We start from the raw sequence: 25,247 nt of genomic DNA, 5'->3' as shown, positions 1-25,247 counted from the left end.
TTTGCTGACGACAATAGCACGATGGAACCACCTGATCCCTTCTCGAACTCAGAAGTGAAACATCGTAGCGCCAATGGTAGTGTGGGTCCGCCCATGTGAGAGTAGGTCATCGTCAGCTCCCTATACCTAAAAGCCCCCCTTCATTCGAAGGGGGGCTTTTTCCTTTGCGTTAGTTTCCTTTTATTAATACTAAGTATCATTATGATTTTAGTGACAAAATGATTTGACATATATCGTTTTAGCTGTTAATTTTGGTAAATATTCTTAAAAGGAGTTAAGAGTATTCGATATTAATCTTTAGTGCAAATTGTTACTAAAGTTTTTTGTGTAATATGCTTGTTAGCTCTAAATAAAATATGCAACAATATGTTTGTTAATCTTAGCAAGCATTAACCTCAATTATCAAAAGGAATTGGTAATGAAATTACGCACTTCACTATCGCTAGCTGCGTTAATCACACTTAGCATATCTGGTTGCTCTAAAGAAGCTACTACAGAAACCCCTGAAGAAAAAGCTAACACTTCTGCTACCACTACCGCCGCCTCAAGCGAATCAACTACTCTACGTTTCTCTCATTTTTGGCCAGCTACCTCTTCATTTAGTAAAGAGGTATTAGAGCCATGGGCTAAAAAAATTGAAGCCGAATCTGATGGGCGTTTAAAAGTGGAATTGTACCCATCTGCCACGTTAAGCAAACCACAGGTTACCTATGAAGCTGCTGTGAAAGGTACAGTTGATATCGGTTCACAGGCGCATGGATACACCAATGGTCGATTCCCACTGACACAAATTGCTGAGCTTCCTGGTTTGTCTAGCTCGGCTACTCAAATGGGCTGTATTTTACAAACATTGTATGAAGATGGCACCATAGCAAGCGAATATGAAGATTCACATATTTTATTCATGTACGGTGCTGGTCCAGGTGCTTTGCACACAACCAATAAATTAATCAAAACCCCAGAAGATATGAAAGGTATGCGTATTCGTCGTCCTTCAGCCGTAGCTGGTGATATTATCGAAAGTATGGGTGCCTCTCCAGTTGGGCTACCGGCAAATGATATGTATACCTCTCTACAACGTGGTGTTGTTGATGGTTTAAGCTTTCCTTGGGAGGCCGTTACTACTTTTAAGATTGACGAAGTCACTAAGTATCATACTAATATCCCATTCTACAGCTCAGGTCTAATGGTAGCAATGAACAAGGATACCTATGAAAAGTTACCGGATGATTTGAAAATAGTAATAGATGATAACTCAGGTATGGCTCTCGCTAAAAAAGTTGGTGAGGTATTTGACAAGCATGACAAGACAGCGCTGCAAAATGCTAAAGATTTAGGTCATGAAGTTGTTGAAATTCCAGATCCTTTGAATGATCCGGCATGGAAAGGTCCACTAGAAAAAGGTACCAATAAATACCTAAGTGATGTAGAAAAGCTTGGTCTTGATGCACAGGGTGTTTATGAAAAAGCCAAAGCTGCTAGTGCTGCCTGTAAAGTATAATTGAATAAGGTGGAATGAATTATGCCAGTTTTGGCTAGTATTAGTAATTTTTTGAAAAAAATATGTGAGGCTATTGGAGGCATAAGTTTAGTTATTATTGTTCTAGTAACTATTACAGATGTAATCACTCGATATATATTTAAGCTCACTGCAGGGGGCTTTGGTTTTACCATAAAAGGTACAGTTGAAATTGTATCTTATATGATGCTATTTGCCTTACTGGCTGCTTTTGCGGGATATGTCGAACGATCACAAGTAATCGTGGATGTTTTCACTCAAAAAATGCCACAAAATGTAAAAGGTTATTTTATGGGTGTTTTCATGATTGGTTTTTTTGCCCTAGGTGTTATTTTCGTGTGGGGCCTATATGAAAGTGCTCTTGATGCAGCAGAGTTCGGCAAGGTAACACAAGATCTTAGAATTTCAATGACACCTATTTATGGTTTTAGCGCTTTTATAAGTGTCATCCTAGCGGTTAGAGCACTGATTGAATCTATCAATATTTTTAGAACGGGTGAGTTTTATGACGCCGAGGAGACAGGCTCATGAGTCCAGAAATTATTGGTGCGATTGGTTTAGTGTGCATGATTTTATTGGTATGTTTGAGAGTACCTGTTGCTTTAGCTATGTTAGGTGTGGGCTTGGTTGGCTTTGGCGCAGTAACCAGTCCTGATAGTGCTTTACAAATGCTTCGTGATATTCCAACAGATGTTTTGGCTAAGTATGATTTTAGCGCCATTCCTTTGTTTATTTTAATGGGTGTTTTTGCAGCTCACTCAGGAATGGCGGGTAAACTCTTTGATGCTACTAGGACTATATTTGGTGGTGTAAGGGGGAGTTTGGGTATTGCAGGTATAGGGTCGTCTGGTATTTTTGCTTCTATTTCTGGTTCGTCTCTAGCGACAGCATCTACAATGACGCGCGTCGCTTTACCACAAATGGAGAAATACGGATATCAGCCTGGCTTTGCATGCGGTATTTTAGCCGCAGGTGGTACTCTTGGTATCATGATACCACCGAGTATTGCTTTGCTTGTCTATGCGATTCTAACTGAGCAATCTGTTGGGGACATGTTTATAGCTGGCTTCCTACCAGGTATTTTAGGCATGGTCATGTATTCGATTACCGTAATGATTATGGTGCGTTGGAAGCCGCATCTTGCAAAGCGTGGTGAACCAACAAGTTGGAAAGAGAAATTTCTGTCTTTAACGGGTCTTATACCGTTTGGATTTATATTTGTGGTCATTATCTTTGGTATTTTCTTTGGTTTATTTACCCCAACCGAAGGAGCAGCCGTAGGTGCCTTTGCATCATGGCTTTATGCTGTGTTCAAAGGCATGCGCATTAAGGGCTTAAAGCAGTCTTTGATTGAAACACTTGCGCTTTCTGCTGTTGTTTTCTTTATGTTATTAGGTGCAGAAGCGTTAGGTTATTTCATTTCAGTATCTAGATTATCTTATTCGTTAGCTACCTGGATTGGCGGTTTAGCGGTAAGCCCAATGACAGTAATGATTTGTATTTTAATCATGTACTTTTTGCTTGGGTTGTTCATGGATGCACTGGCTATGTTAGTTATTACCATCCCAGTTGTATATCCGATTATTCTTGCATTAGGATTTGATCCTGTATGGTTCGGTATTATTGCCGTTTTAACCGTCGAACTTGGTTTAATTACACCGCCAATGGGTATGAACATCTTTGTGATTAAAGCCATGGCACCCCATATAAAACTTGGTGATATGTTTAAAGGGGTAACTCCATTCATTGTTTCGGATGTTTTAAGACTGATTATTTTAGTTTCATTCCCTGCTATATCACTGATTCTCTTGAACTAAAATAAGCCTAAATATTTTATAATCAAAAGCCACTCTGTCAAGTTAACAGGGTGGCTTTTTTATAGGGTAAATACAGTGTTATTATAGGGATAAGATTATTAAGTTATACAGTTATCAGTATTAGGCTTCCAAAAGGTCAGCCTTTTAGAATGCGAAATGATACTATACGAATAATATTGCGATAAACTATAGGACGATAGTGAATACTTATGGCTGTTGATTTATCTAACACACTTATTGTGGCAATTTCTGCTACCGCACTTTTTGACTTATCTGAGTCCGAAGCCTATAGAGAAGAGTTATTAAAGAATAACCCACATGATGCAGTTTGGCAGTTTCGTGAATACATGCAAAAGCGAGAAAATGAGCCTTTAAATATTGGTGCAGGATTCCCACTTATTCAAGCCATTTTAAACTTAAATACGTGTATAAACCGTACTAACAGTTACGAAAATGAAACCCCATTGGTAGAAGTTGTTATTGTCTCAAAAAGCTGCCCTGAAACGGGTATTAGAGTTTTAAATGCGATTCGTAAGCGCTGTATGTCAATTACTCGTTCAGCATTTATCTCTGGAGCTCAGGTGGCAGACTATATTGAAGACTTTAAAGTTGATCTATTTTTAACGACTAACAGAGATGATGCGCAAAGTGTGGCTGATAGACAGATATGTGCATGCGCTATACTCGATGCTACCCCTGTGAATACCTATACACTCGATACACATCAATTGAGAATTGCTTTTGATGGAGATGCGGTATTATTTGATGATTCAGGTGAGCTACTTTATAAAAAACAGGGTCTGCAAGCTTTCCATGCTAGAGAAGCTGAAATGACAGACTTACCTATCGACAAGGGTCCTTACGCTGAGTTATTGATCAAACTGTCACATTTGCAAAAAAGTTTGCAATTAGATCAAGAAAAGCAGCCTATTCAAATTGCATTAGTCACTGCTCGTAATGCTCCGGCAGATTTACGTGCTATTAAAACGTTACGCCAGTGGGGTGTTAATGTTGATATGGCATTTTTTTTAGGAGGACTCGAAAAAACGTCGGTATTAAAGACTTTTGCACCGCATATTTTCTTTGATGATTCGATCAAGCATATTGATGCGGTAAAACAGTTTGTTCCAACAGGGTTAGTACCTTATCATTCTAAATCAGAGCTTAATACACAAACTTGGCATTTAGCCGATGTGTCAGAATAGAAAGCTTAGCTGCACGAGACCTTCCTAACGTTAGTTTTCAATACAACCATACTTCAATAAGCGATATTATGAACTGGCAAAAAATTTTCACAGTCATAAAGCATCGAGGATCTCAGGTTATCGGTTTGTATGCATTCATTCTGATACCCATGTGGGTTATGTACTTTTTGAATCGTACAGTACTTTTTAATATTTGGAATGCTTTCGGTATTATTCCTCGTACCTTAGAGGTTACTAGTGTAGTGGGTATTGTTGCGTCATGGACCATGCACGGTAGTTTTGCTCATTTAATGGGAAATACGTTAACCCTAGTTCAAATACTTTTTTTGTTTGGATTATTTGAGCACAATGCTTATAGCACAGTTGTTAAGCTGATTATTGGTGCGGGCTTAATGACTTGGGGCCTAGGGTCTCCTTTTTCGTTGCACATTGGCGCATCAGGGCTAATTTTTGCTATGCTAGGTTATATGATTGGTGGGGCGATTTTTGCAAGACGATGGGGGTATCTTGTTGCTTGTATGATAATGGGAACGAGCTACTGGTTTGTTTTGAAGCAAGGGTTGGTGCCACAGTTGGGTATTTCTTTTGCAGCGCATTTTGGCGGTCTCTGTATTGGCTTACTGATTGGGTCAAATTCACAATATAAGCAAAATACTGCTTATTTAGACCGTTAACTTTGAGTATATCGGGCAACAGAGTTTAAAATTTGTTAAACTAGCGCATATATATACCTAGCATTGCCAATGAGAGAGTCATTTGAGTGATGCTAGGCTTTTTTCAGTTTGTAGGGAGTAGATGCATGGCAGAGCGTTCAGCCAAGCAATTAGGGTTAAGTAAGGCGGATTTGCCAAATTCCATTATAGAAGTCATTGCAACTCTTACCAAGAGTGGTTTTGAAGCATTTATAGTGGGGGGTGGTGTCCGAGATACACTTCTAGGATTAAATCCGAAAGATTTTGATGCGGTGACTGATGCCAAGCCCCATGAAATCAAAGATTTATTTGGTAAGAGATGTCGTATCATTGGGCGTCGCTTTCAATTGGCTCATGTTTATTCTGGTCGTGACATGATCGAGGTAGCCACGTTTCGCGCTCCACCTACTGGCAGTGAGAATACGACCAGCGATGGAATGATTGTCAGAGACAATGTATGGGGGGATATACACCAAGACTTTGAACGTCGCGATTTTTCAATTAATGCAATGTACTATGAGCCTCTAAAAGGGGTGGTATATGATTATTGTAATGCATATGATGATATACAAAGCAAGACTTTGAGACTGCTAGGTCATGCACCTACTCGCATTGAGGAGGATCCAGTTAGGCTTTTAAGAGCACTTCGATTTAAAGCTAAGTTGGGCTTTGAGTTTGATTCAGCCTTGGCAGAGCAATTTAAAGATGAGAACTGGGGGTTATTGGATCAAGTTTCTCCACATAGGCTGTATGACGAATCACAAAAAATGTTTACTGGCGGTTATCTTGTTCCGTTATTGCCATTATTATTTGAATACGGGGCCATAGAACATCTGATCATATATCCACCTAAACAGCCGACAGCATTGGTAAGTCAGGTTGCCATTAACACGGATAAACGCATTGCCATGGGTAAAAGTATTAACCCTGCATTTTTTTATGCCGCTCTATTATGGGATAACTATTTATATCAGCTGGCAAAGTTTAAGAAAAAGAATATGCCGTTTCATGATGCACAAATGCAAGCGGCAAGTAAGGTAATTGACCGTCAGCGTATCAAAACAGCAATCCCCAAGTTTGCTGAACAGTTTATTCGTGATATTTGGTTAATGCAACCAAAACTGGCTAATCCTCGCGTAAAACAAATTGCCCAGCTTGCTGAGCATTCGCGTTTTCGTGCGGCTTTTGACTTTTTATTATTACGTGAACAATGTAATGATGAGGCAAATCCGTTGTCAGAATCAACTAATGGTATGGGAGAATGGTGGCAAACCTATCAGACTCTTTCTGAAAAACAAAAACAGAAAGCGATGGATGATTTTGCTAGCGATACCCGACGCGGTAGTAACAAGTCAAGTCGTAATCGTAGCCGAGCGCGCAACCAAAATAGAGATGTTGAGCAGCAACTCTCTAATGATGATATGTCATTAACCGAGCCACATCAAAACGATGCTATAGATAATAAGCAGCCACTCAATAAGCGAGCTACAAAGAAGCATAGCAAAACATCGCATGATACAACTCGAGATAAACTATATTCTCAAGAGCGAGCACAGCTACAAAAACTATCTTTGGGTAAGGTGGCAGGTGAGCAAGCTCAGCTTAGTCATCAGCCTAGTCCTCTATTTACTATCAATGCCGATAAATTAGCGAAGCAAGTACCGAAGCAGCTAGAGGTAGATGCACAGTCAGCAATAAAGAGTGCAAGCTCTAAGCCGGCACAGCAGTCTCATGGGCGTTTACAAAAGAATGCAACCGATAAAGGTAACAACCCTACCAAAGAGCTGGCTGACTCTCAGTTAGAAGCTGAAAATGTTCAGCGTTATAAAAATGGTAGCGTACCGAGTAAGCGCCGTCGTCGACTACCTAGCCAAACTTTAACCCAAATTGAGAGGGCACGTCTGAGGGCAGATAATACCGATGGGAGCACGGCAACAGTTACTAACAATGCGGTCGATAAAACGACTAGGAGCGTCACTGAAAGAGTCGTTAAGAGTAGCCCTACGAATAAGCCCAAAGCAACGGCTGAAGCCCAAGTTGATTCTAAAGCTAAAGTAGTTCGTGCTACTTCAACATCTAAGTCATCCTCAAAAGCTACCTTAAAAGTCAGTAATCAAACGTATCCTAGTCAACAGAGTGAGGTGGTTGTCGCAAAATCGGTTGACTCGATGAATAAAGAACAACCTATAAGTAAAGACATGATACCTAAAAATGAGCGAGTGCCTCAAACACGGCGTAGACGTCAACCTAGCTCAACGCAAACAGTAAAAGAGCGGTTGAGTTTGTAATCGATGAAGTATCGTTGTTATCTTGGTCTGGGTGGAAACTTAACGAATGAATTAGGTACCCCAAGCGAGCATATTTATAAAGCTGTTGATAGCTTGTCCTCTCATATAAATGTGGATAATGTAAGGTTGTCATCATTGTACGCTTCGCAACCTATGGGCCCGCAGGACCAGCCTGATTTTATTAATGCTGTGGCTGAGATCGATACGGATTTATTACCCTATCAGTTATTGGCATTATGTCAAAAGTTGGAACAGGATGCACAACGAGTGCGTAAGCGCCACTGGGGCGAACGTAGTTTAGATGTTGATATTTTACTGTATGGCGACGAACAGGTAACATCAAAGACTCTGACCATACCGCATCAAGGTATTTCTTCACGCAATTTCGTTCTGGTGCCCTTATTGGAGCTTAATCCTTCATTAAAAATGAATGGCAAATTAGTTAGCGATCTACCAATGAGTCAAGATTGGACGGGTTTGAAAAAATTATGTTAACCCTTACTGTGTGAATCAGAAGTGACCTCAAATAGTTATAAATTAATATTAAGTCTTTATCTACTTTAACTGAACTTTAACTGCAAATAATATTTTTCGTAGCGTCTGTTACGATTTTTTATGTCATGTTATCTTAACGAGTTACCCTTATGATTACCTTATCTACACTTAGAGAATTCAAAAAAGAAGGTCGGAAGTTTAGTTGTTTGACTTGTTATGACGCATTATTTGGCAAAATGATGGAAGTTGCACAAGTCGATACGATATTAATTGGTGATAGCTTGGGTATGGTGGTGCAAGGGCACGATTCTACCTTACCAGTAACGGTTGATGATATTGCTTATCATACTGCTAATGTGGCAAGGGCAAACAAGCATGCACTAATTATGGCAGACTTGCCGTTTATGAGCTATGCAACGCATGAAGATGCCATTACCAATGCTAGGCAAGTTATGCAAGCGGGTGCACATGTGATTAAAGTGGAAGGTGGCTCTGAGCTATGCGATATAGTGACAATACTAGCGAATGCTGGTACGCCGACATGTGTGCATCTTGGACTAACCCCCCAATCCGTAAATGTGTTTGGGGGATACAAAGTGCAGGGCAAATCAGAAGACAGTGCCATTCAGCTATTAGATGATGCAATAGCAGTGGTGGAAGCTGGTGCTGCTTTGTTGTTATTGGAATGTGTACCTGCACCACTTGCTAAAAAAGTAACAGACTCTGTAGACGTTCCTGTCATAGGAATAGGGGCAGGCGCCGATACGGACGGTCAAGTCTTGGTTATGCATGATATGTTGGGTGTGACACATGGCAGGGTCGCTAGATTTGTCCATGACTTTTTGACAGATGAGCGTAATCAAAATGGCGACAACAAAGGCAGTGTTGAAGGTGCTTTTGCCTTATTTCATCAGTCCGTCATCGAAGGAAGTTATCCTAAAATTGAGCATCAGTTTAATTAGGGATTGGATAGTTTTTAAGAAGACTTTTAGTCTATTTATATTACCCTAATTGTTACTGATATAGTTGTCTCAACACTTATTTGACAATGCTTACTTAAGAATAGTCACTAGATTTGTGGATTCAGTATTTTTTGCTTATGGATGCATCGCATGACAATAACCCTAACTTCCATTGAATCTATGCGTAATGCACTTGAACCATTACGCAATCAGCAAAATCCTGCCAAAATTGCTCTTGTTCCTACAATGGGTAATTTGCATGCAGGTCATATATCATTGGTGGAGCTTGCTCAAAAGCATGCAGATTTGGTTATCGTCAGTATTTTTGTTAATCCAACTCAGTTTGGGGTTGGTGAAGATTTAGACAGTTACCCACGTACTATTGAAGCAGATACTCAAAAATTAACGGACATAGGCGCTGATTATATTTTTACACCAACGGTAGCTGATATGTATCCTGTCATGCCACCACCAACTCGTGTTTTGGGTGGAGGTATTAGTCAAAAGCTATGTGGTGTATCACGTCCCACTCATTTTGATGGCGTCGGGCTTGTGGTTGCTAAGTTGTTCAATATTGTGAAACCTAACGTTGCAGTATTTGGTCAAAAAGACTATCAGCAACTTGCGATTATAAGGCAGTTAGTAAGAGATTTAAGTTACGACATAGACGTGATTGGCTCTCCTATAATACGGGCACCAGATGGCCTAGCATTATCTTCACGTAATCAATATTTGACTGAGTCTGAGCGAAAGATTGCGCCTATGCTCAATCAAGAGATCACTCGGTTAGCGGCGATGCTGACCGAGGCTCGACATATTAATCCTATGCAACCAAATAGTTTAATAGAGTTAAGTCGTTTAATAAATGAAAGTATTGAACGCATCGAAAAAGCAGGTTTCGAAATTGACTATTTAGAGGTTTTGAATCAGGACTTGACGGATATTTGTGATGTCATTCAAGACCGACATCTTGTTATTGTAACGGCAGCTTGGTTGGGTAAAGCGCGCTTACTTGATAATCAAGAGGTAGTAGTCAATGACCACAGTATACGATAAGTTAATTCCTGAAACTGAGTAATTTCTAAGCTGAGTTCAGCTTAATATCCAACCAGTTATTCGTTATCTTATATAATAACTATAAATATCAGTAAGTAGGCATGAGTGATATCAATAAACACACCTAAAATGAGTAAATTATCATGGATGTTGCGAATAGTGATGTTAAGCAAGTGTTAGTACAGAATAAAGATGATGTGCTTGTGCTTATTGTTTCTGGACGTTCGGGTTCTGGCAAATCCTCTGTATTGCAGATTTTAGAAGACTTTGGTTATTATGCTATTGATAATATGCCATTATCGTTGGTGCCAGATGCCGCAACTAAACTGATAGAAGATGGCTCAATTAGAAAAGTAGCATTGGGTGTCGATGTACGTACCCCTAAAGCCGACTTAAGTAACTTCCAAAATATTCAAGATAGTCTGGTTAGTCGTTACGGAAAAAATAATGTAAAAATTATATATGTTACAGCGCAAGAACCTGTATTGGTTGCCCGTTTTGATGCAACCCGTCGTGTACATCCGCTAATGGCTACACAGGACGGCCCTGTCTTTAATCTACCAAATGCTATTCGGAAGGAAATCGGTATATTAAAGCCGATTTCAAGTCGAGCGGATATTAAAATTGACACCAGCCAATTAAACATTCATCAATTGAAAGAACGGGTACGTGAACATATTGGCGTGGATAATAAAGTGACAGTAAATTTGCTATCCTTTGGGTTTAAACATGGTATCCCTATCGATGCCGATTTCGTCTTTGACGTTCGAATTCTACCTAATCCACATTGGAAACCTGAGTTACGTTCAAAAACGGGCAAAGACGATGAGGTTAAACAGTTTTTTTCCGAGTATCCAGAAGTAGACGAGATGAAAGAAGATATATTTGAATTTTTGAATCGTTGGCTTCCTGATTTTTTGCACAACAATCGCCATACCGTAACGGTGGCCATAGGCTGTACAGGTGGGAAACATCGCTCAGTGTTTATCACTGAAGGAGTATGCACTAAGCTTTCAAACAGCCTACCTGCAGAGTTGAAGGTAGTCGCTAAACACCGAGAAAAACCAAATTGGGGCGTATAAAGTCCTTTTGCTTTTGATGGTACCGCGCGTTTATTAACTCTAGATCTAATACTCCTAGCATTTGTCATTATCTTATCGAATGTGCTTTTAGGTGAGTATAAAACCTTATGGATATTGAATTAATAAACCGAACATTTTTATATGATATTAACAACTATTTGAGAGTTTTATGATTGATTGGTCAGAACATGATATGCGAGTTTCTCGTACCGAGCTTAAAAAAGCGCATGAGCGTTTACAAGCATTAGCTGCACCATTGGCTGAATTATCCAAAAAGCAGATGAAAAAATTACCAGCCAGTGATTATTTTTTGGCTGAATTAACGGCATTAGCTGATATCACTAGTGCAAATGCCCGTAATCGTCAGATCAAGCGGGTAGGTAAGCTCATTAGTGAAGAGGACCGCCATGCTGTGATCAACGCTCTATTCCAAACTCGCTTTAGCCCAGAGCAAGCAGCTAAAGTGGAAGGCTGGTATACGCGGTTGAACATTAATGATGAAGGTACACTTAAGCAATTTTGTAATCAATTCAAAGCTGCCGAGCGAAATAGTGTTTATCAGCTTCTACTATGGATTGAGTATGCTAAGCATATGGATGATGATGAGCTACTTTCTGAATCTCAGGCAGATTTAGTCAGCTATATTAAAGAAGTTGCTATTCTGACACAGCTAATGTGATCTGGCACTAATAAGAGGTATAAGCACTATTCCATACCTGCTTAACTTAAAGGTTTAATACCCGTATCACATCATACGCCGGCGTTTCATATGGATGCGCCTGTTTCAATGCTCTAATGACCTGATGGATGTGATCATCGTCAATTACCATTTCAACACGCCACTCTTCCACCTGCTCAATATTATCTTGTTCTCCAATATGCGGGGTACTGCCTGCAAGTGGTTTAAACTGCCCCGTCCCTTGTACTTGCCAACAGCAATGTGAATAATTACCAATATGTCCTGCACCAGCTTCAAATAAAGCGGTCTTGACCTTCTCTAGGGCCGTGGATGGGATAAATACAGTTAATTTATACATGCTGCAAACCTGTTTTCTACTAGAATCTTAGGAAAGAGATGATCATAAAATATTAAATTAAAAAGCTGAATATGATAACGATCACATTCAGCTATTGTGGGGGTTGGTTTTATACAATCTGTGTAATCAAGGCAGAGGCACACCGATACGTTCTGCAACCTCTTCATAAGACTCAATAACGTCCCCTAAGCTTTGACGAAAACGATCTTTATCAAGTTTCTTTTTGGTTTTCTTGTCCCAAATACGGCATCCATCAGGCGAGAATTCGTCACCTAATACAACTCGGTCATGGAAGACCCCAAATTCTAGTTTAAAATCCACTAGCATTAATCCACCATCATCAAACAACTCTTTTAATACATCGTTAACTTTATAAGTAAGCGCTTTCATTTCTGTTAACTGTTCAGGTGTAGCCCATCCCAAAGATACTGACAAAGATTCATTAACCATAGGATCGCCTAATGCATCATCTTTAAAAAATAATTCGTAGGTAGGCGGGGTTAGCGGTTGACCTTCCTCCAGACCTAGACGACGCACTAAGCTCCCTGCTGCGAAGTTACGAATGACGCATTCAACAGGAATCATATGCAAACGTTTGACTAGTACCTCATCATGGGATAGTTGCTTCTCAAAGTGCGTTTCAATACCTGCTTCAGCGAGCTTTTGCATGATAAATGCATTGAATCGGTTATTTACCTGTCCTTTACGACCCAACTGCTCAACTCGTTCACCATTAAACGCAGAGGTATCATCACGAAAATGCAGAATCAGAAAGTCTGGATTGTCTGTTTCATAAACAGATTTGGCTTTGCCTTTATACAGTAGTTCTTGTTTTTGGATTTGCATGATGACTGTCCTATACAGATTGCTAAGCATTATATTAAAGTGAATAAATATTAAAGCGTATGAACGACACGATTGTATTTGGGACGCTTCTATAGAATACGTAACGAAAAAAAGCTATTTGTTGAATGAAAAATTTATACCTGTCCCAAAAACCAATCAACAGTACCAAATTTGCCAAGCCTACTGCTGGTAAAGTTGGAGATTCTGTTGCTTGCTAATTAGGTTTTTGGTTTTGGTATTACCTACCAAATGGTTATTTGTTATTGTAGTCGAAAAGTAATCATCCGCTATTGATTAGCTGATGTTGTTGGTACTTGGCGGTAGGGCTTAGGTAATTTATAACGTTTACCACTTTCGTTTGCTAATTCTAAAGTATTCACACCGACATCTGGGGTGGGGTATAGAGGTATAAATGGTGCTGTCTTTTGTTCAGCAGGTAGCTTAAGGGGTGGCAATTGCTCTGCCTGCTGATATTCTAAACTACCATCATCTATCTTGTTAAATAAACCTCTACTGGTTTGACATCCAGCTATAACACTCACACTAGTAACTATTAAAAGCGATGTTTTCAAAATAGTACGGAATAGGCTGTTTTTTGAGGAATAGATGTTGTTTAATAAGTGCATTGGTCAACCTTAATAAGTCGCAGAGATTTGCCAGTGTTAAAAGTATGAGTAAAAATAAATAATGTGAGGCAAGTAAATAAAGGCAAAATATAAAGTAAAATCAATCGTTATGCCATAATAGCATTAAGTATATGATTATTAAGTCAATTCTAGTCAATTAGTCCAGCATTACGTAGTCCTTGATCTACCTGATCATGAAACTTAGGGTCAAGCCATGTTAATGGTAGACGAATACCCTGCTCAATTTTCCCCATTTTATGCAGTGCATATTTTGCTGGAATAGGGCTAGACTCAACAAACATAAGGGCGTGTAATGGCTCGATACTATCATGAATCTGTTTGGCTGCTGCAAAATCGCCGTTTAATGCCGCTGTGAATATTTTACTCATAGCCCCTGGCACAATATTGGCAGTAACGGAAATATTACCTTTGCCACCATGTCCCATTAACGCCAACGCGGTACCATCATCACCTGATAGTACCGACATACGATCGCCCAGTGTGTTAATGAGAAGCTTACCGCGCTCAACCGAACCTGTGGCATCTTTAATAGCGACAATGTTATCAAAGTCGGCCAATCGTTCAACGGTTTCTTGAGCAATATCGACCACAGTTCGACCAGGTACATTATAAAGCATTTGCGGCATATCAACAGCTTCTGCAATCATTTTATAATGCTGATAAAGACCTTCTTGGGTTGGTTTATTGTAATAAGGCGCCACCAATAAAGCACAGTCTGCGCCTGCTTTTTTTGCCTCAGACGTCAAATGAACCGCCTCTTTAGTATTATTAGCACCTGTACCAGCGATAACAGGAACTCGTCCATTCACATGTTTGACAAAATAGCGGATAACCTCACTATGCTCTTGCATAGATAAAGTGGCTGATTCGCCAGTTGTACCAACGGCAACTAAACAATGAGTACCTTGCTCAATTTGCCAGTCGATCAATGACGCTAAGCGAGCATAATCGACTTCGCCATTTTCGAGCATTGGGGTAATTAAGGCAACCATGGAGCCTTGCAGTTGGTTTTGAATGTCAGAATATAGGTTACTCATACTTTTGCCTTATTGTCTTACTAATTTTCGTGTTTATACGCTTGTGTAAGCCTCTCATCCTGATAGAGCGTTAACTCAATATAGAATGCTTAAATAGTGGGGTAATACTTATATGTTATATAGATAAAAGAGTTCATAATCAAGCTTAATAGACGAGCGTATTGACATACCGTTATTTTGCATAGCTTATTGCATAGATCTTTGAATCGCCCTTTCGGCTAATAACTATTATATTGGCATTTAAGTATTTGCATTTAAGTTTAGCACATTCAACCTTAACCAATCATCAAGCTATTTATCGTTTATATTAATGACAGTGATACTTGGTTTAGATAAGCGAAAGGGAGCACCTCGCTGCCCAAATGAGGGAATAATTTGTATCACTTTAACCCATTTAGCCGTTAACTTGTTTTGAGTTGTTTTGTAGACTTTGTAATACGCCTTAGATACAACAGACTCATCTGGTGCTATTAAAAGTAATAAAGACGATTTTAATGTTGATAAGTTTAGGTCTGCTTCTACTTTATTCTTATTACTGGCAACACTTGCCTCTACTTGACTAGAAGTATCTTGGATAGATAGATAGGGCTTAATACCATTTACTGTATTAGTTAAAAGGATATGGGGTTGGCTTTCTATTTCTTGATTTGTTATTGCTTGATCAAAACCCGATTGATCTCGTATTATTTTAGCGATTAAGGGAACACCAAAGTTTGTGGGAGTCGTGCCAATGACCTCCGTAATACCCAAAGATTCAAAGACGTGGTTTAGGTCATCTTCATGCAAAAATTGGTCAGCATTTTCAGGGTAATAACGATGATCGTGTTCACCTTGAATCGCATAAATAGGTTTATTGATGCCTTTAAGTAGCATCAAGTTACCCACCAAGTCAGCTGGAGGATTGTATAGCCACTCTCCTACAATAATGACAGCTTCGACGTTTAATTGATTTAATCTATCCACCAATTTTATAAATTGGTTGGGATGACTAAATAAACCTAGCCTTAGATTTGCAATGACTGCAATATTTAGAGGTTGTGACGTCTCATTTGTAGCTGGAGAATTGTGGTAGGAAGCATAGTGAACGGTAATTTGTCGAGGGATATAATAAGCACTGTAGAAATACAGAACAATAATGGCTAATAATGTAGCACTAATAAAAATAGATAGAACACTGTTGATAGTCAACATAACCACTAATAATGCCCACCAAGGCATCGTAGGTGCAAGATAATATAAAACCAATTGACCCCAAACCCGTACAAAATGTGCAGGAGGATTATGATTATAGGCTTGCATTAGAGACCATAGAATGACACCTATAATAACGACAATGCTTATTGTAGATATAGCAGGTATCATTAATCCATTACTCAATGAGGCTGTGTTAGCTAAGCTTAGCAATAAAGCGGTACTCTTAAAAGTTGGGTTATCAGAGATTAGGGGCATTTGTTTAATTGCATGACATAATACTCCATGTAAACGGTTCACAATGTTAGAGCATACTGAAACTCCACAAATGTTAGCTTAGTGCATCATCTAAAAAAAATTGCCATACTAAAATCTAAACACACATTATACGACCTATACACAGCATTACAACAGTTTAACGTTACCTTACAATATGATGTATCGTTTCTGACTATCCTATCTTGAGTTCAAATTGTAATTATCTAAAATTATAACTATCTAAATAAGTCAATCCCGATAAACAAGTTAAGACGTTTATGCGTTGGTATATAAAGTTGCTATACTAATAAGCTAAATGTATTAATTTAAACTAGAGTGCTGTTAACGTGATATTTCCACAGTAATGTTTTTGAAGCCATTTTAATTAAACACCTCTATTAAAAAGAAATGCTATCAGAAATCACAGCTTATGAACCTTGCTAACATCACTCTCTTTAAGGCTTTATTTATTATTTAGTTTTGAGTTGCTGATATTAAAAAGATAACTTATAAATACAGCATATAAAAAGTGACATATACAATAAGGATAAAACACATGCCTAATATGAGTAGTGGAGCACCGCATATTAATGAAAATAAGCGTGAGCATGATATTGTCGTTTATGGCGCTACTAGCTTCGTAGGCAAACTCACAGCTCTGTATATTAATGAGTTTGTGTCAGAAATTAACTGCTCTGAAGGCGGTGCTAAAATAAAATGGGCAATAGCTGGTCGGAATTCTAACAAATTAGATGAATTAAAAAAAGAAATAGGCAATGAAAGTTTGCCTATCATCATCGCTGATAGCACAGATAGTGATAGCCTTGATGCCATGACCTCTAAGACAAAGGTAATTATATCAACAGTTGGGCCTTATCTTAAATTTGGAGAACCTTTAATTAAATCCTGCGTAGATAATGGAACCGATTACGTTGATTTAACTGGTGAGACCCTTTTTATTAAAGACATGATGGATAAGTATCAAGAAACAGCAAAAAAGAGCGGAGCGCGTATTGTAAATTCGTGCGGGTTTGATTCTATACCATCCGATTTAGGTGTCTTATTTACTCAAGACTGTGCTTTTATAAATTGGGGTGATAGGTGCGATACAATTAATATGCGTGTCAAGGCGGCTAAAGGTGGGTTATCAGGTGGCACGATTGCGTCAATGGCGACAATCTTTGAAGAGGTAGGAAAGGACAAGTCACGTCGTAAGCAGTTGGCGAACCCATACCTGCTAAATGATGATGCTAATCCGCCCAAATTTCAGCAAACTGATATAAAAAGGCCTAAGTGGGATTTTCAAAATGAGCGTTGGTTAGCCCCCTTTGTTATGGCGTCTATTAATACACGTATTGTACATCGTAGTAACCAACTACTTGGATATGAATATGGGCGTGACTTTAAATATGATGAGGCCATGTGGATGCCCTCAGGTATGAAAGGCCGAATAATGAGCTATGGGATGACTGCTGGCCTAGCGGGGTTTGCAGGTAGTATGGCGTTTAAGCCAAGTAGAGAGTTATTGAACGAGTATGTGCTGCCGAAATCTGGATCGGGGCCTTCTAAAACAGAACGTGAGAAAGGGTATTTTGATATTCGCTTTATTGGATTTACAACGGAGCATCATCAGATACGCACTAAAGTCACTGGTAAAAGAGATCCAGGTTATGGCAGTACTTGTCGAATGTTGGCTCAAAGTGCAATTTGCTTATTCCAGGACGTACCAAAAAGCAATATCAAGGGAGGGTTTTGGACGCCAGCATCTGCAATGGGAGATAAGCTGATTGAACGACTTCAAAAATATGCGGGTATAACATTTGAAGAAGTGGCTACCCCTTAACCCACTTCAATCCAGTGTCTACTTGCATGATATAAATAAAGAGAGGGCAACCTATGTGGTTGCCCTCTCTTTATATGCTTGATGGGTACATTTAATTCAATGTAGTCGGCTAAATTATAAATCACTAGGGTGTTAAGCTAGCGTAGCCTACAATTGTCGCACTTTCACTCGTTTACCTAGTATCCATTTAAGGTTCTTTGACTATGCCAGTTGATTTACCAGCTCTGGAATTGCACATACTCTGAACGTCATTTCTTAAGTCCAGCTTGTTTTAATAACGCACCCAGAGAACCGATCTTTTCAGGGGCTTTCGGGCTTGGTTTGCTAGGTTGACCTCGATTTGAACGTTCATTTTTGCCCGTTGTAGTACGATCTTTGGCTGATCGATTAGCTGTGCGGCGTTTTGATTTTATGGGCTTGCCCTTATCCGTAGTATCGGCTCTATCTGTTTTAGCTTCTAGACTGCGTTTTTCAGTATCAGAACGTTTAGCATTACCAGTATTACCAGAGGCTTCAGATTTCATACTAAAGCCTATGCGATTACGTTTCTCATCAACAGATAAGACCCGAACGTTGACGATATCACCCGGTTTGACCAAATTGATAGGGTCTTCAACAAAGTCATTGGCCATTTGTGATATATGAACCAAACCGTCTTGGTGTACACCCACATCCACAAAGCAGCCAAAGCCTGTTACGTTAGTGACAACCCCTTCAAGTTGCATACCTTCTTCTAGATCACTAATACTATTGACGTCTTCTCTAAATTGAGCCGTTTTAAACTCAGGACGTGGATCATGGGCTGGCTTGGCAAGCTCTTGTTTAATAGAAGCGATACTAATATTGTCATCATTTGCAGCTTCTAAGCCGTCAACATCTAATGTATTAATAATACTATCGTTACCCAAAACCTCTGATATAGATTTACCAGATTTTTCTAACATTTGGGTCACTAATGTATAGCTTTCAGGATGTACACCCGTTGCGTCCAAAGGATTTTCGCCGTTACGAATACGCAAGAAGCCAGCCGCTTGTTCAAATGTTTTAACCCCAAGTCTTGGTACATCTTTTAATTGTTCACGGTTTTGAAAAGCGCCATGCTCTTTACGGTAGTTAACAATCTGCTGCGCAACATTACGGTTTAAACCTGCAATATGAGCCAAGATAGCTGGACTGGCGGTATTAACATCAACACCAACCGCATTCACACAATCCTGTGTGACTTTATCCAAGCTATCAGACAGCTGAGTTTGGTTGACATCATGTTGATATTGACCGACACCAATCGCCTTTGGCTCAACTTTAACCAGCTCTGATAAAGGATCTTGTAGGCGACGGGCTATAGACACCGCGCCGCGTATTGAAACATCTAAATCCGCAAGCTCATCACTGGCAAGTTCACTAGCTGAATAAACAGAAGCACCAGACTCATTGACTACAACAGCGGTTGCTTGAATATCACTATCTGCATCAATGACTTGTTTAATCATGGCATCGGTTTCGCGGCTAGCTGTACCATTACCAATTGCTACCAATTCCACATTATTGGATTTTAAAAGCTCGGATATAGTGGCTTTAGCCTCATCCATTTTATTATCTGGTGCAAACGGATAGACAGTGGCAATAGCAAGGTTACCTTCAGCGTCATGTGCAACATGACCTTGAGCATCAATAACTGCCATTTTGACACCATGTCGTATGCCAGGGTCTACACCAAGTATAACTTTATTGCCTGCTGGTGCTGCCATTAACAAGTGTTGCAGGTTACCGGCAAATACATTAATTGCATCGGCCTCAGCAGCCAAACGTTTTTCGGTTAATAAACGATGCTCAATATGTGGACGCCATTTGTCTTGCCACAAGCTGTTTGCTGCTTGCTGTAAGAATTGGCGACGGGCTTCAGGCTGTTTAGCGTCTAGTTCAAATTTATTAAGTATCTTCTCGATAAATGGGGTATCTTCGCCATCGACCTTTAGGACCAATACATTTTCTTGACGACCACGTAACATAGCAAGCAAACGATGATTGGGCAGTCGAGCTAAACTTTCGCTATGCTCAAAATAGTCACTAAACTTCTCGCCAACTTCACGTTTTTCTTCATTCGCGAGTACAGAATTGATAGTCGCAGTTTTAGCAAAGCCATTACGTAACGTGTCGAGCAGTTCAAGATCTTGAGTCCAGTTGTCAATAATAATGGCTTCGATGCCCGCAAGCTGTTTCTCGGTATCTGAAAAATCGACGTCAACCTCATTACCGCTATCATCTGTGATAGTTGTGGGTTGAGTGTAGCCTTCAAGCGCTTCAACAGGGATAACTTCCTGATTTAATACTTGCTCGGCAATAGTCTCTAAGCCAGCAGCACGTGCTTTGGCAGCTAAAGAGCGTCGACGGGGGCGGTAGGGTAGGTAGATATCCTCAAGCTCAAGCTTAGAGGTCGCATTTTCGATCCGTTTTTGCAAGTCCTCAGTTAGGTTTCCTTGGTTTTGCAGTAAATCAAGAATCTTAGCACGGCGGGTTGCCATATCGCGCTCGTAATTAAGACCTTTTTCAAGCGCTCGTAATTGGCTATCGTCTAACCCTTGCGTTTTTTCTTTACGATAGCGGGCGATAAACGGTATGGTAGCACCGTCATCATATAGCTCTACAAAGGCATTAACTTGAGCAGGTCTAATACCAAGCTCTTTTGCAAGTTTATTATGAATATGGGTCATAACATCAGTCGATAGCGTCGATGTATTTTGGCTTGAGTTATTATTTAAGCTCGTGTTTTGGGTATTGGTTTGGATCATAGCCAGCATCAAAGTTGATAAATGTGACAGGCATTATAACAAATGCTGACTGAATAGAAACGATTTTGCCCATTAATGTTTATTAAACAGGGTGTTAACCCCTAATTATCCGATAAAACCCCTTATTTTATATAGTTATTAGTCAGGCATCCCATTAGTCTCAAATAGATATTAAGGGTTTTTTGACCAGTCACTAGATCATTAAGAGGTATTTAAAGATAAAAGTTCGGTTATGTTTAGCTTTAGTTGACCTTAATTTGATATGGTATACACTTGTTAACTGAGAAAACCAAATCGATACAGCTTTATTGTTTAATAGGCGTGTAATTCTGCTGAGAATCTTATACACTAAATTAAGATCAAATCATTATCCGATATTAGGTTTCCAGAAAGGTTAGCTTTATAAAAAGGAATGTACACCTATAAAAACCTTAACTGAATTATGCTACGCCTGTTTTTAATAGACATAAGTACAAATCCATACCTTAAAATTAATAAGTAACAGTAAAGGAAGGAATCATGACAGACAGCAACGTTAATAACTCTGATACGTTAACCCATCGTATTTTAGTGGTGGATGACGATGCCAGATTGCGCTCGCTATTACAGCGTTTTTTAGAAGATGATGGTTTTGTCGTGCGTACTGCCCACGATGGTGGTCAGATGGATAAGTTAATGCAGCGTGAATTGTTTTCGCTTATCGTACTGGATTTAATGTTGCCAGGTGAAGACGGCATCAGTATCTGTAAGCGCTTGCGCGAAGAAAATGCCGATGTACCGATTATTATGCTAACCGCCAAGGGTTCTGATAGTGATAGAATTGCTGGTTTAGAAGCAGGTGCCGATGATTATTTGCCGAAGCCATTCAATCCCAAAGAGCTCTTGGCACGTATTAAAGCAGTTCTTCGTCGCCACAGCCGTGAGTTACCAGGTGCACCTTCTCAGCAAGTAGAAGTAGTTCAGTTTGGCCCTTGGGCGCTTGATTTATCAACCCGCACGCTTAAACGTGATGGCAACGTAGTAACCCTAACGACTGGCGAGTTTTCTGTATTAAAAGCTTTAGTACAGCATCCACGTGAGCCCTTAACCCGTGATAAATTAATGAACTTAGCCCGAGGTCGCGAGTGGGGAGCGATGGAGCGTTCAATCGATGTGCAAGTCTCACGTCTGCGTCGTTTAATTGAAGACAACCCGTCTCAAGCCCGTTATATTCAAACGGTATGGGGTGTTGGTTATGTGTTTGTGCCAGACGAAGAAGAAAGCCATTAGACCTATTCCATGATTTATTTATAAGTCATAAAATTATTAGGGCCTCTTTGATCCTTAAGACATGTAGCAGATGTAGCTGACCGTAACTATTTTTTAGTCAATATTTCGTGAAATTTTGCATGTTTAACAGACTTCAGTTAAGAGCTAATGTTAAAAAGGGCTGTCGATTGCTATTATAGTCGACAGCCTTGTTTGTTGCTAACAGTGTTTTGATAGATAGCTCATTGTGAATAATTGTAGGGTGTTTAGATTTAATCAGCTTAGCTTAGCGCAGTTGACTATCTTTACTGCCTCGGCGATTAAATAATTCGCGTGTTTTAATGTGAGCTTCAATCTCGCTTTGACACGTGACACAATGCTCAACACCAGATAGAGCCAGTCTTCTTGCTTCAGGAATTGGCTGACCGCATTCGTCACAAAACTCAAGACTGATACCCTTTGGTAAAGAAGCTCTTGCCCTTGCTAAGGCATCACTAACGGTTGCATCCATTTGTTCATGTTCTGCACCGTCTTTTGCCCATCCTCCTGCCATTATGGATTACCTCCTAAAGGTATATTATATGAGCTCCTCATTCACATGGTAATCATCTAAAATGATTTTGACTATATAAAACCTCTGTTACTCAATCTTTTGGCTGCAAGTTAATGACTTGACCCCGAACACCAATGCTATCATCACTCATCAGGTATACGTAAGCTGGCATTAACGCTTCAGGTGTTTTAAGTGACATAGGATTTTCGCCAGGGTAGGCATGAGCACGCATGTTGGTACGCGTAGCGCCTGGGTTGATACAATTAAATCTTAGAGAGGTTGTGTTTTGAGTTTCTTGGGTCAGGATATCACACATCCCTTCAATAGATTGTTTTGATAGAGCATATGCCCCCCAAAAAGCACGAGGTTTGCTGCCTACTGAGCTGGTAGTAAAGACGATAGAGCCATTGTCAGACTCTTTAAGCTGTGGCATAAAGACTTGGTTGAGCATAAAGGTTGCCGTCAAGTTAATGCGCATTACCTTCTCAAACGTCATCACATCGTACATCTCAAGTGGGGTTAAGGCACCCAATACGCCAGCATTGTGTAACACGCCATCAAGTGTGCCAATTTCAGTTTGAATTAAATTTGCCAATTGCTGCATCTCGCTATAATTTGCCATTTCTAAATCCAAAGGCATCATAGCGGGTTGCTTACCGCCCTGTGCTTCGATTTCATCATAAACGGCTTCTAGCTTACTGGCTGTTTTGCCCAGTAGTAATACGGTAGCACCGTATTTTGCATAGGTTAGGGCAGCCACTCTGCCGATGCCATCCCCCGCCCCAGTGACTAAAATAGTTTTATCGGCTAAGCACTGCGGCGTTGGATTGAAAGTGTGAATTTGCTCGTGCGATATTGGATTAGTTGTCATAAGCTCACTTATTATTAGTCAAATATAATACCTTTCGGAAACGGTCTAGGCTTTTCAAACCGAGCTAGACCCTAAAGGTTGTAGCGTTAGGATTGCTTGTCTAATCATACTACTAGTTAAATCAGCATATAATCAGTTAGGCAACTTTTGCGCTAGGTATAGGGTCGTTTAAACATTATATATAATGGAAATTAGCAAATAGGGGTTAACCATAAAAAAGCTGGATTACAGATAATCAAATTTTTTGGACTTAAGCAGTTCGACTAATGCTTCTGGTGTTTGGCTAATATAATCTGCTCCCCACGCCTCTAAATCATCTTGATCTTCAGGGGGAATGTATCCGTAAGCAGCAAGCACAGTTATCATGCCAGCATGGTTACCAGCATGAATATCTCTAATATGATCGCCGACATATATCACGCTATTAGCAACACCGCGCGGTAGACCAAGTTTCTCTAATGCTAAATACATAGGCTCAGGGTCGGGTTTTGTTTTTCGCACATCCTCAGGGCAAACCAAGACTTCGCACCGTTTGTCAAGTTTAAGTGTCTCAAGCAATTTGCTGGCAAGACCACGAGGCTTATTAGTAACGATGCCCCAAGGCGTATCTATGTTTTCTAGATGACGTAAGATTTGCTCGAGTCCTGGAAATATACGACTCTCAACACAAATGGCTGCTTCGTATTCATCCAAAAACTGTTGACGAAATTGCTGTACTCTCTCATCTGAGATAGGCTGATTATTGTAAGTCAGCATTAATTTTACCATAGCGGCAGCACCGGCTGAAACTTGTTCGCGTATGGCAGTACTTGGCGGAGCTTGCCAATTATTTTGTTCAGACATGCGTGTAATGATACGTATAAAGTCGGTGGCGGTATCGATTAGAGTACCGTCTAAATCGAATAAAACAGCTTTAATATAGTGAGTTGACATAAAGGGCATCTAATCTTAATTTAAGTGAGTAATAATAAATAAGTATGAGTTTGATAAGGTTTAATCGCTTTAATAGGATAAAGGCTTGAATCATAAGTCACCAAACCTGATAAGTTACCAAACTAAGTCTACTTAATCTGGTTTAACCACCGCCATCATATAATTAACATCAACGTTTTGTGCTAACCAGTAACGCTTAGTAATAGGGTTGTAATGTAGGCCAATAAGATCTTGACGATGAAACCCTGAGTGAATGGCCATTTTATCCAACTCTGCTGGAGTAATAAATTTTGCGTAATCGTGGGTGCCGCGGTCCAATAAACCCAATACATATTCGGCACCGATAATGGCGAATAGATAAGATTTAGGATTGCGGTTAATTGTAGATAGGACACAAACGCCGCCGGGTTTTAATAAATCATAACAAGCTTGCACGATTTGTTTGGGATCTGGCACATGCTCTAGCATCTCCATACAAGTCACAACATCATAGCTTTCGGGCTGCTGCTGAGCTAACTTTTCGATAGCAATGTGCTGATAACGCAAACGCTCATTTAAGCCGCTCTTCTGAGCATGAACAGTGGCAGCTTTTAGATTTTCAATACCTAAATCAACACCAGTAGCATCTGCTCCACGGCGCGCCATAGCTTCAGTCAAAATGCCACCGCCACAGCCAACATCTAAAACATTTTTGCCAGCTAGGCCTTCTCCAATATACTGAGTAACATTTTGCTCAATCCAGTTTAAACGTAGTGGGTTAATATCGTGTAGGGTAGAAAAAGCGCCATGTTTATCCCACCACTCATCAGCAAGTTGAGTAAATTTACCCACCTCACCCAAATCAACATTATTACCCATATCTAGAGAGCTCTCCTGAT

General features: G+C 39.9%; 23 protein-coding genes and 1 rRNA gene. 14 read left to right on the top strand and 10 right to left on the bottom strand.

Features of this window, described 5'->3' with window-relative positions:
• Positions 1 to 3 precede the first annotated feature (3 nt).
• From rrf to yjgA, 12 genes are all read left to right on the top strand, one after another.
• Positions 4 to 118: ribosomal RNA gene (rrf, locus tag AC2SLL_RS11210) — 5S ribosomal RNA — on the top strand.
• Between the two features lie 300 nt (positions 119 to 418).
• Complete coding sequence (locus tag AC2SLL_RS11205; RefSeq protein WP_486531776.1) at positions 419 to 1,501, top strand: TRAP transporter substrate-binding protein; 1,083 nt, start codon at positions 419 to 421, stop codon at positions 1,499 to 1,501.
• A gap of 21 nt (positions 1,502 to 1,522) precedes the next feature.
• Positions 1,523 to 2,050, top strand: coding sequence for a TRAP transporter small permease (locus AC2SLL_RS11200; protein ID WP_486531775.1), 528 nt, complete (start codon positions 1,523 to 1,525; stop codon positions 2,048 to 2,050).
• A complete protein-coding gene (locus AC2SLL_RS11195; protein ID WP_486531774.1) occupies positions 2,047 to 3,336 on the top strand; it encodes a TRAP transporter large permease in 1,290 nt (429 codons plus the stop codon). The genes AC2SLL_RS11200 and AC2SLL_RS11195 overlap by 4 nt, the downstream gene beginning before the upstream one ends.
• A 209-nt stretch (positions 3,337 to 3,545) precedes the next feature.
• Positions 3,546 to 4,541: a 5'-nucleotidase gene (locus AC2SLL_RS11190; RefSeq protein WP_486531773.1), complete on the top strand. Its 996-nt coding sequence runs from the start codon at positions 3,546 to 3,548 to the stop codon at positions 4,539 to 4,541.
• Between the two features lie 68 nt (positions 4,542 to 4,609).
• Positions 4,610 to 5,215, top strand: a complete 606-nt coding sequence (locus tag AC2SLL_RS11185; protein ID WP_486531772.1) for a rhomboid family intramembrane serine protease — start codon at positions 4,610 to 4,612, stop codon at positions 5,213 to 5,215.
• Positions 5,216 to 5,340: 125 nt separating this feature from the next.
• Positions 5,341 to 7,521: a polynucleotide adenylyltransferase PcnB gene (gene pcnB, locus AC2SLL_RS11180; protein ID WP_486531771.1), complete on the top strand. Its 2,181-nt coding sequence runs from the start codon at positions 5,341 to 5,343 to the stop codon at positions 7,519 to 7,521.
• 3 nt (positions 7,522 to 7,524) lie between these two features.
• Positions 7,525 to 8,016: a 2-amino-4-hydroxy-6-hydroxymethyldihydropteridine diphosphokinase gene (gene folK, locus AC2SLL_RS11175; protein WP_486531770.1), complete on the top strand. Its 492-nt coding sequence runs from the start codon at positions 7,525 to 7,527 to the stop codon at positions 8,014 to 8,016.
• A gap of 149 nt (positions 8,017 to 8,165) precedes the next feature.
• Positions 8,166 to 8,978: a 3-methyl-2-oxobutanoate hydroxymethyltransferase gene (gene panB, locus AC2SLL_RS11170; protein ID WP_486531769.1), complete on the top strand. Its 813-nt coding sequence runs from the start codon at positions 8,166 to 8,168 to the stop codon at positions 8,976 to 8,978.
• 150 nt (positions 8,979 to 9,128) lie between these two features.
• On the top strand, positions 9,129 to 10,034 hold the full coding sequence (panC, locus tag AC2SLL_RS11165) for a pantoate--beta-alanine ligase (protein WP_486531768.1): 906 nt from the start codon (positions 9,129 to 9,131) through the stop codon (positions 10,032 to 10,034).
• A 143-nt stretch (positions 10,035 to 10,177) separates the two neighbouring features.
• Positions 10,178 to 11,116: an RNase adapter RapZ gene (gene rapZ, locus AC2SLL_RS11160; protein WP_486531767.1), complete on the top strand. Its 939-nt coding sequence runs from the start codon at positions 10,178 to 10,180 to the stop codon at positions 11,114 to 11,116.
• 169 nt (positions 11,117 to 11,285) lie between these two features.
• Entirely contained in the window at positions 11,286 to 11,795 is a 510-nt protein-coding gene (gene yjgA / locus AC2SLL_RS11155; RefSeq protein WP_486531766.1) for a ribosome biogenesis factor YjgA, read from the top strand.
• A gap of 46 nt (positions 11,796 to 11,841) precedes the next feature.
• Here yjgA and AC2SLL_RS11150 read toward each other — a convergent pair whose 3' ends face one another.
• The 5 genes from AC2SLL_RS11150 to AC2SLL_RS11130 form a co-directional block, all read right to left on the bottom strand.
• Positions 11,842 to 12,153 carry an NGG1p interacting factor NIF3 gene (locus tag AC2SLL_RS11150; protein WP_486531765.1) on the bottom strand — a complete coding sequence of 104 codons (312 nt, stop codon included), beginning with the start codon at positions 12,151 to 12,153 and terminating at the stop codon, positions 11,842 to 11,844.
• 126 nt (positions 12,154 to 12,279) lie between these two features.
• Positions 12,280 to 12,993, bottom strand: coding sequence for a phosphoribosylaminoimidazolesuccinocarboxamide synthase (purC, locus tag AC2SLL_RS11145; RefSeq protein WP_486531779.1), 714 nt, complete (start codon positions 12,991 to 12,993; stop codon positions 12,280 to 12,282).
• A 293-nt stretch (positions 12,994 to 13,286) separates the two neighbouring features.
• Positions 13,287 to 13,625, bottom strand: coding sequence for a hypothetical protein (locus AC2SLL_RS11140; RefSeq protein ID WP_486531764.1), 339 nt, complete (start codon positions 13,623 to 13,625; stop codon positions 13,287 to 13,289).
• A gap of 149 nt (positions 13,626 to 13,774) precedes the next feature.
• Positions 13,775 to 14,683, bottom strand: coding sequence for a 4-hydroxy-tetrahydrodipicolinate synthase (gene dapA / locus AC2SLL_RS11135; RefSeq protein WP_486531763.1), 909 nt, complete (start codon positions 14,681 to 14,683; stop codon positions 13,775 to 13,777).
• A gap of 291 nt (positions 14,684 to 14,974) precedes the next feature.
• Entirely contained in the window at positions 14,975 to 16,174 is a 1,200-nt protein-coding gene (locus AC2SLL_RS11130; RefSeq protein WP_486531762.1) for a hypothetical protein, read from the bottom strand.
• Positions 16,175 to 16,688: 514 nt separating this feature from the next.
• Between AC2SLL_RS11130 and AC2SLL_RS11125 the strand changes: the two genes are divergently transcribed.
• Positions 16,689 to 17,975: a saccharopine dehydrogenase family protein gene (locus AC2SLL_RS11125; protein ID WP_486531761.1), complete on the top strand. Its 1,287-nt coding sequence runs from the start codon at positions 16,689 to 16,691 to the stop codon at positions 17,973 to 17,975.
• Between the two features lie 248 nt (positions 17,976 to 18,223).
• Here the strand turns inward: AC2SLL_RS11125 and AC2SLL_RS11120 are convergent, their stop codons facing one another.
• Positions 18,224 to 20,764 (bottom strand): Tex family protein, encoded by a 2,541-nt coding sequence (locus AC2SLL_RS11120; protein ID WP_486531760.1) that lies wholly within the window; start codon positions 20,762 to 20,764, stop codon positions 18,224 to 18,226.
• A gap of 519 nt (positions 20,765 to 21,283) precedes the next feature.
• Between AC2SLL_RS11120 and ompR the strand changes: the two genes are divergently transcribed.
• Positions 21,284 to 22,033: an osmolarity response regulator transcription factor OmpR gene (ompR, locus tag AC2SLL_RS11115; protein ID WP_486531759.1), complete on the top strand. Its 750-nt coding sequence runs from the start codon at positions 21,284 to 21,286 to the stop codon at positions 22,031 to 22,033.
• Between the two features lie 265 nt (positions 22,034 to 22,298).
• On the opposite strand, the gene AC2SLL_RS11110 is transcribed toward ompR, so the two are convergent.
• From AC2SLL_RS11110 to ubiG, 4 genes are all read right to left on the bottom strand, one after another.
• Positions 22,299 to 22,565, bottom strand: a complete 267-nt coding sequence (locus tag AC2SLL_RS11110; RefSeq protein WP_486531758.1) for a DksA/TraR family C4-type zinc finger protein — start codon at positions 22,563 to 22,565, stop codon at positions 22,299 to 22,301.
• Between the two features lie 91 nt (positions 22,566 to 22,656).
• Complete coding sequence (locus AC2SLL_RS11105) at positions 22,657 to 23,436, bottom strand: YciK family oxidoreductase (protein WP_486531757.1); 780 nt, start codon at positions 23,434 to 23,436, stop codon at positions 22,657 to 22,659.
• A 225-nt stretch (positions 23,437 to 23,661) separates the two neighbouring features.
• Positions 23,662 to 24,369 carry an HAD family hydrolase gene (locus tag AC2SLL_RS11100; RefSeq protein ID WP_486531756.1) on the bottom strand — a complete coding sequence of 236 codons (708 nt, stop codon included), beginning with the start codon at positions 24,367 to 24,369 and terminating at the stop codon, positions 23,662 to 23,664.
• Positions 24,370 to 24,501: 132 nt separating this feature from the next.
• The gene (gene ubiG, locus AC2SLL_RS11095) at positions 24,502 to 25,227 is read right to left on the bottom strand and encodes a bifunctional 2-polyprenyl-6-hydroxyphenol methylase/3-demethylubiquinol 3-O-methyltransferase UbiG (protein WP_486531778.1); all 726 of its coding nucleotides are present in this window, start codon (positions 25,225 to 25,227) and stop codon (positions 24,502 to 24,504) included.
• Positions 25,228 to 25,247 lie beyond the last annotated feature (20 nt).

It is taken from the genome of Psychrobacter sp. CX97, assembly GCF_057396285.1.
The sequence above is the reverse complement of the archived record's forward strand: the minus strand, read 5'-3'. Positions and strand labels throughout refer to the sequence as shown.

Bases quoted from the DNA above. Each gene is read 5' to 3' on its own strand.
- AC2SLL_RS11185 (WP_486531772.1), top strand. From the start codon at position 4,610: ATGAACTGGCAAAAAATTTTCACAGTCATAAAGCATCGAGGATCTCAG.
- AC2SLL_RS11110 (WP_486531758.1), bottom strand. From the start codon at position 22,565: ATGGCAGGAGGATGGGCAAAAGACGGTGCAGAACATGAACAAATGGAT.
- AC2SLL_RS11125 (WP_486531761.1), top strand. From the start codon at position 16,689: ATGCCTAATATGAGTAGTGGAGCACCGCATATTAATGAAAATAAGCGT.
- AC2SLL_RS11205 (WP_486531776.1), top strand. From the start codon at position 419: ATGAAATTACGCACTTCACTATCGCTAGCTGCGTTAATCACACTTAGC.
- panC (WP_486531768.1), top strand. From the start codon at position 9,129: ATGACAATAACCCTAACTTCCATTGAATCTATGCGTAATGCACTTGAA.
- AC2SLL_RS11120 (WP_486531760.1), bottom strand. From the start codon at position 20,764: ATGATCCAAACCAATACCCAAAACACGAGCTTAAATAATAACTCAAGC.
- ubiG (WP_486531778.1), bottom strand. From the start codon at position 25,227: ATGGGTAATAATGTTGATTTGGGTGAGGTGGGTAAATTTACTCAACTT.
- AC2SLL_RS11100 (WP_486531756.1), bottom strand. From the start codon at position 24,369: ATGTCAACTCACTATATTAAAGCTGTTTTATTCGATTTAGACGGTACT.
- AC2SLL_RS11150 (WP_486531765.1), bottom strand. From the start codon at position 12,153: ATGTATAAATTAACTGTATTTATCCCATCCACGGCCCTAGAGAAGGTC.
- AC2SLL_RS11190 (WP_486531773.1), top strand. From the start codon at position 3,546: ATGGCTGTTGATTTATCTAACACACTTATTGTGGCAATTTCTGCTACC.
- yjgA (WP_486531766.1), top strand. From the start codon at position 11,286: ATGATTGATTGGTCAGAACATGATATGCGAGTTTCTCGTACCGAGCTT.
- AC2SLL_RS11200 (WP_486531775.1), top strand. From the start codon at position 1,523: ATGCCAGTTTTGGCTAGTATTAGTAATTTTTTGAAAAAAATATGTGAG.
- AC2SLL_RS11140 (WP_486531764.1), bottom strand. From the start codon at position 13,625: ATGCACTTATTAAACAACATCTATTCCTCAAAAAACAGCCTATTCCGT.
- folK (WP_486531770.1), top strand. From the start codon at position 7,525: ATGAAGTATCGTTGTTATCTTGGTCTGGGTGGAAACTTAACGAATGAA.
- rapZ (WP_486531767.1), top strand. From the start codon at position 10,178: ATGGATGTTGCGAATAGTGATGTTAAGCAAGTGTTAGTACAGAATAAA.
- AC2SLL_RS11195 (WP_486531774.1), top strand. From the start codon at position 2,047: ATGAGTCCAGAAATTATTGGTGCGATTGGTTTAGTGTGCATGATTTTA.
- dapA (WP_486531763.1), bottom strand. From the start codon at position 14,683: ATGAGTAACCTATATTCTGACATTCAAAACCAACTGCAAGGCTCCATG.
- AC2SLL_RS11105 (WP_486531757.1), bottom strand. From the start codon at position 23,436: ATGACAACTAATCCAATATCGCACGAGCAAATTCACACTTTCAATCCA.
- ompR (WP_486531759.1), top strand. From the start codon at position 21,284: ATGACAGACAGCAACGTTAATAACTCTGATACGTTAACCCATCGTATT.
- panB (WP_486531769.1), top strand. From the start codon at position 8,166: ATGATTACCTTATCTACACTTAGAGAATTCAAAAAAGAAGGTCGGAAG.
- pcnB (WP_486531771.1), top strand. From the start codon at position 5,341: ATGGCAGAGCGTTCAGCCAAGCAATTAGGGTTAAGTAAGGCGGATTTG.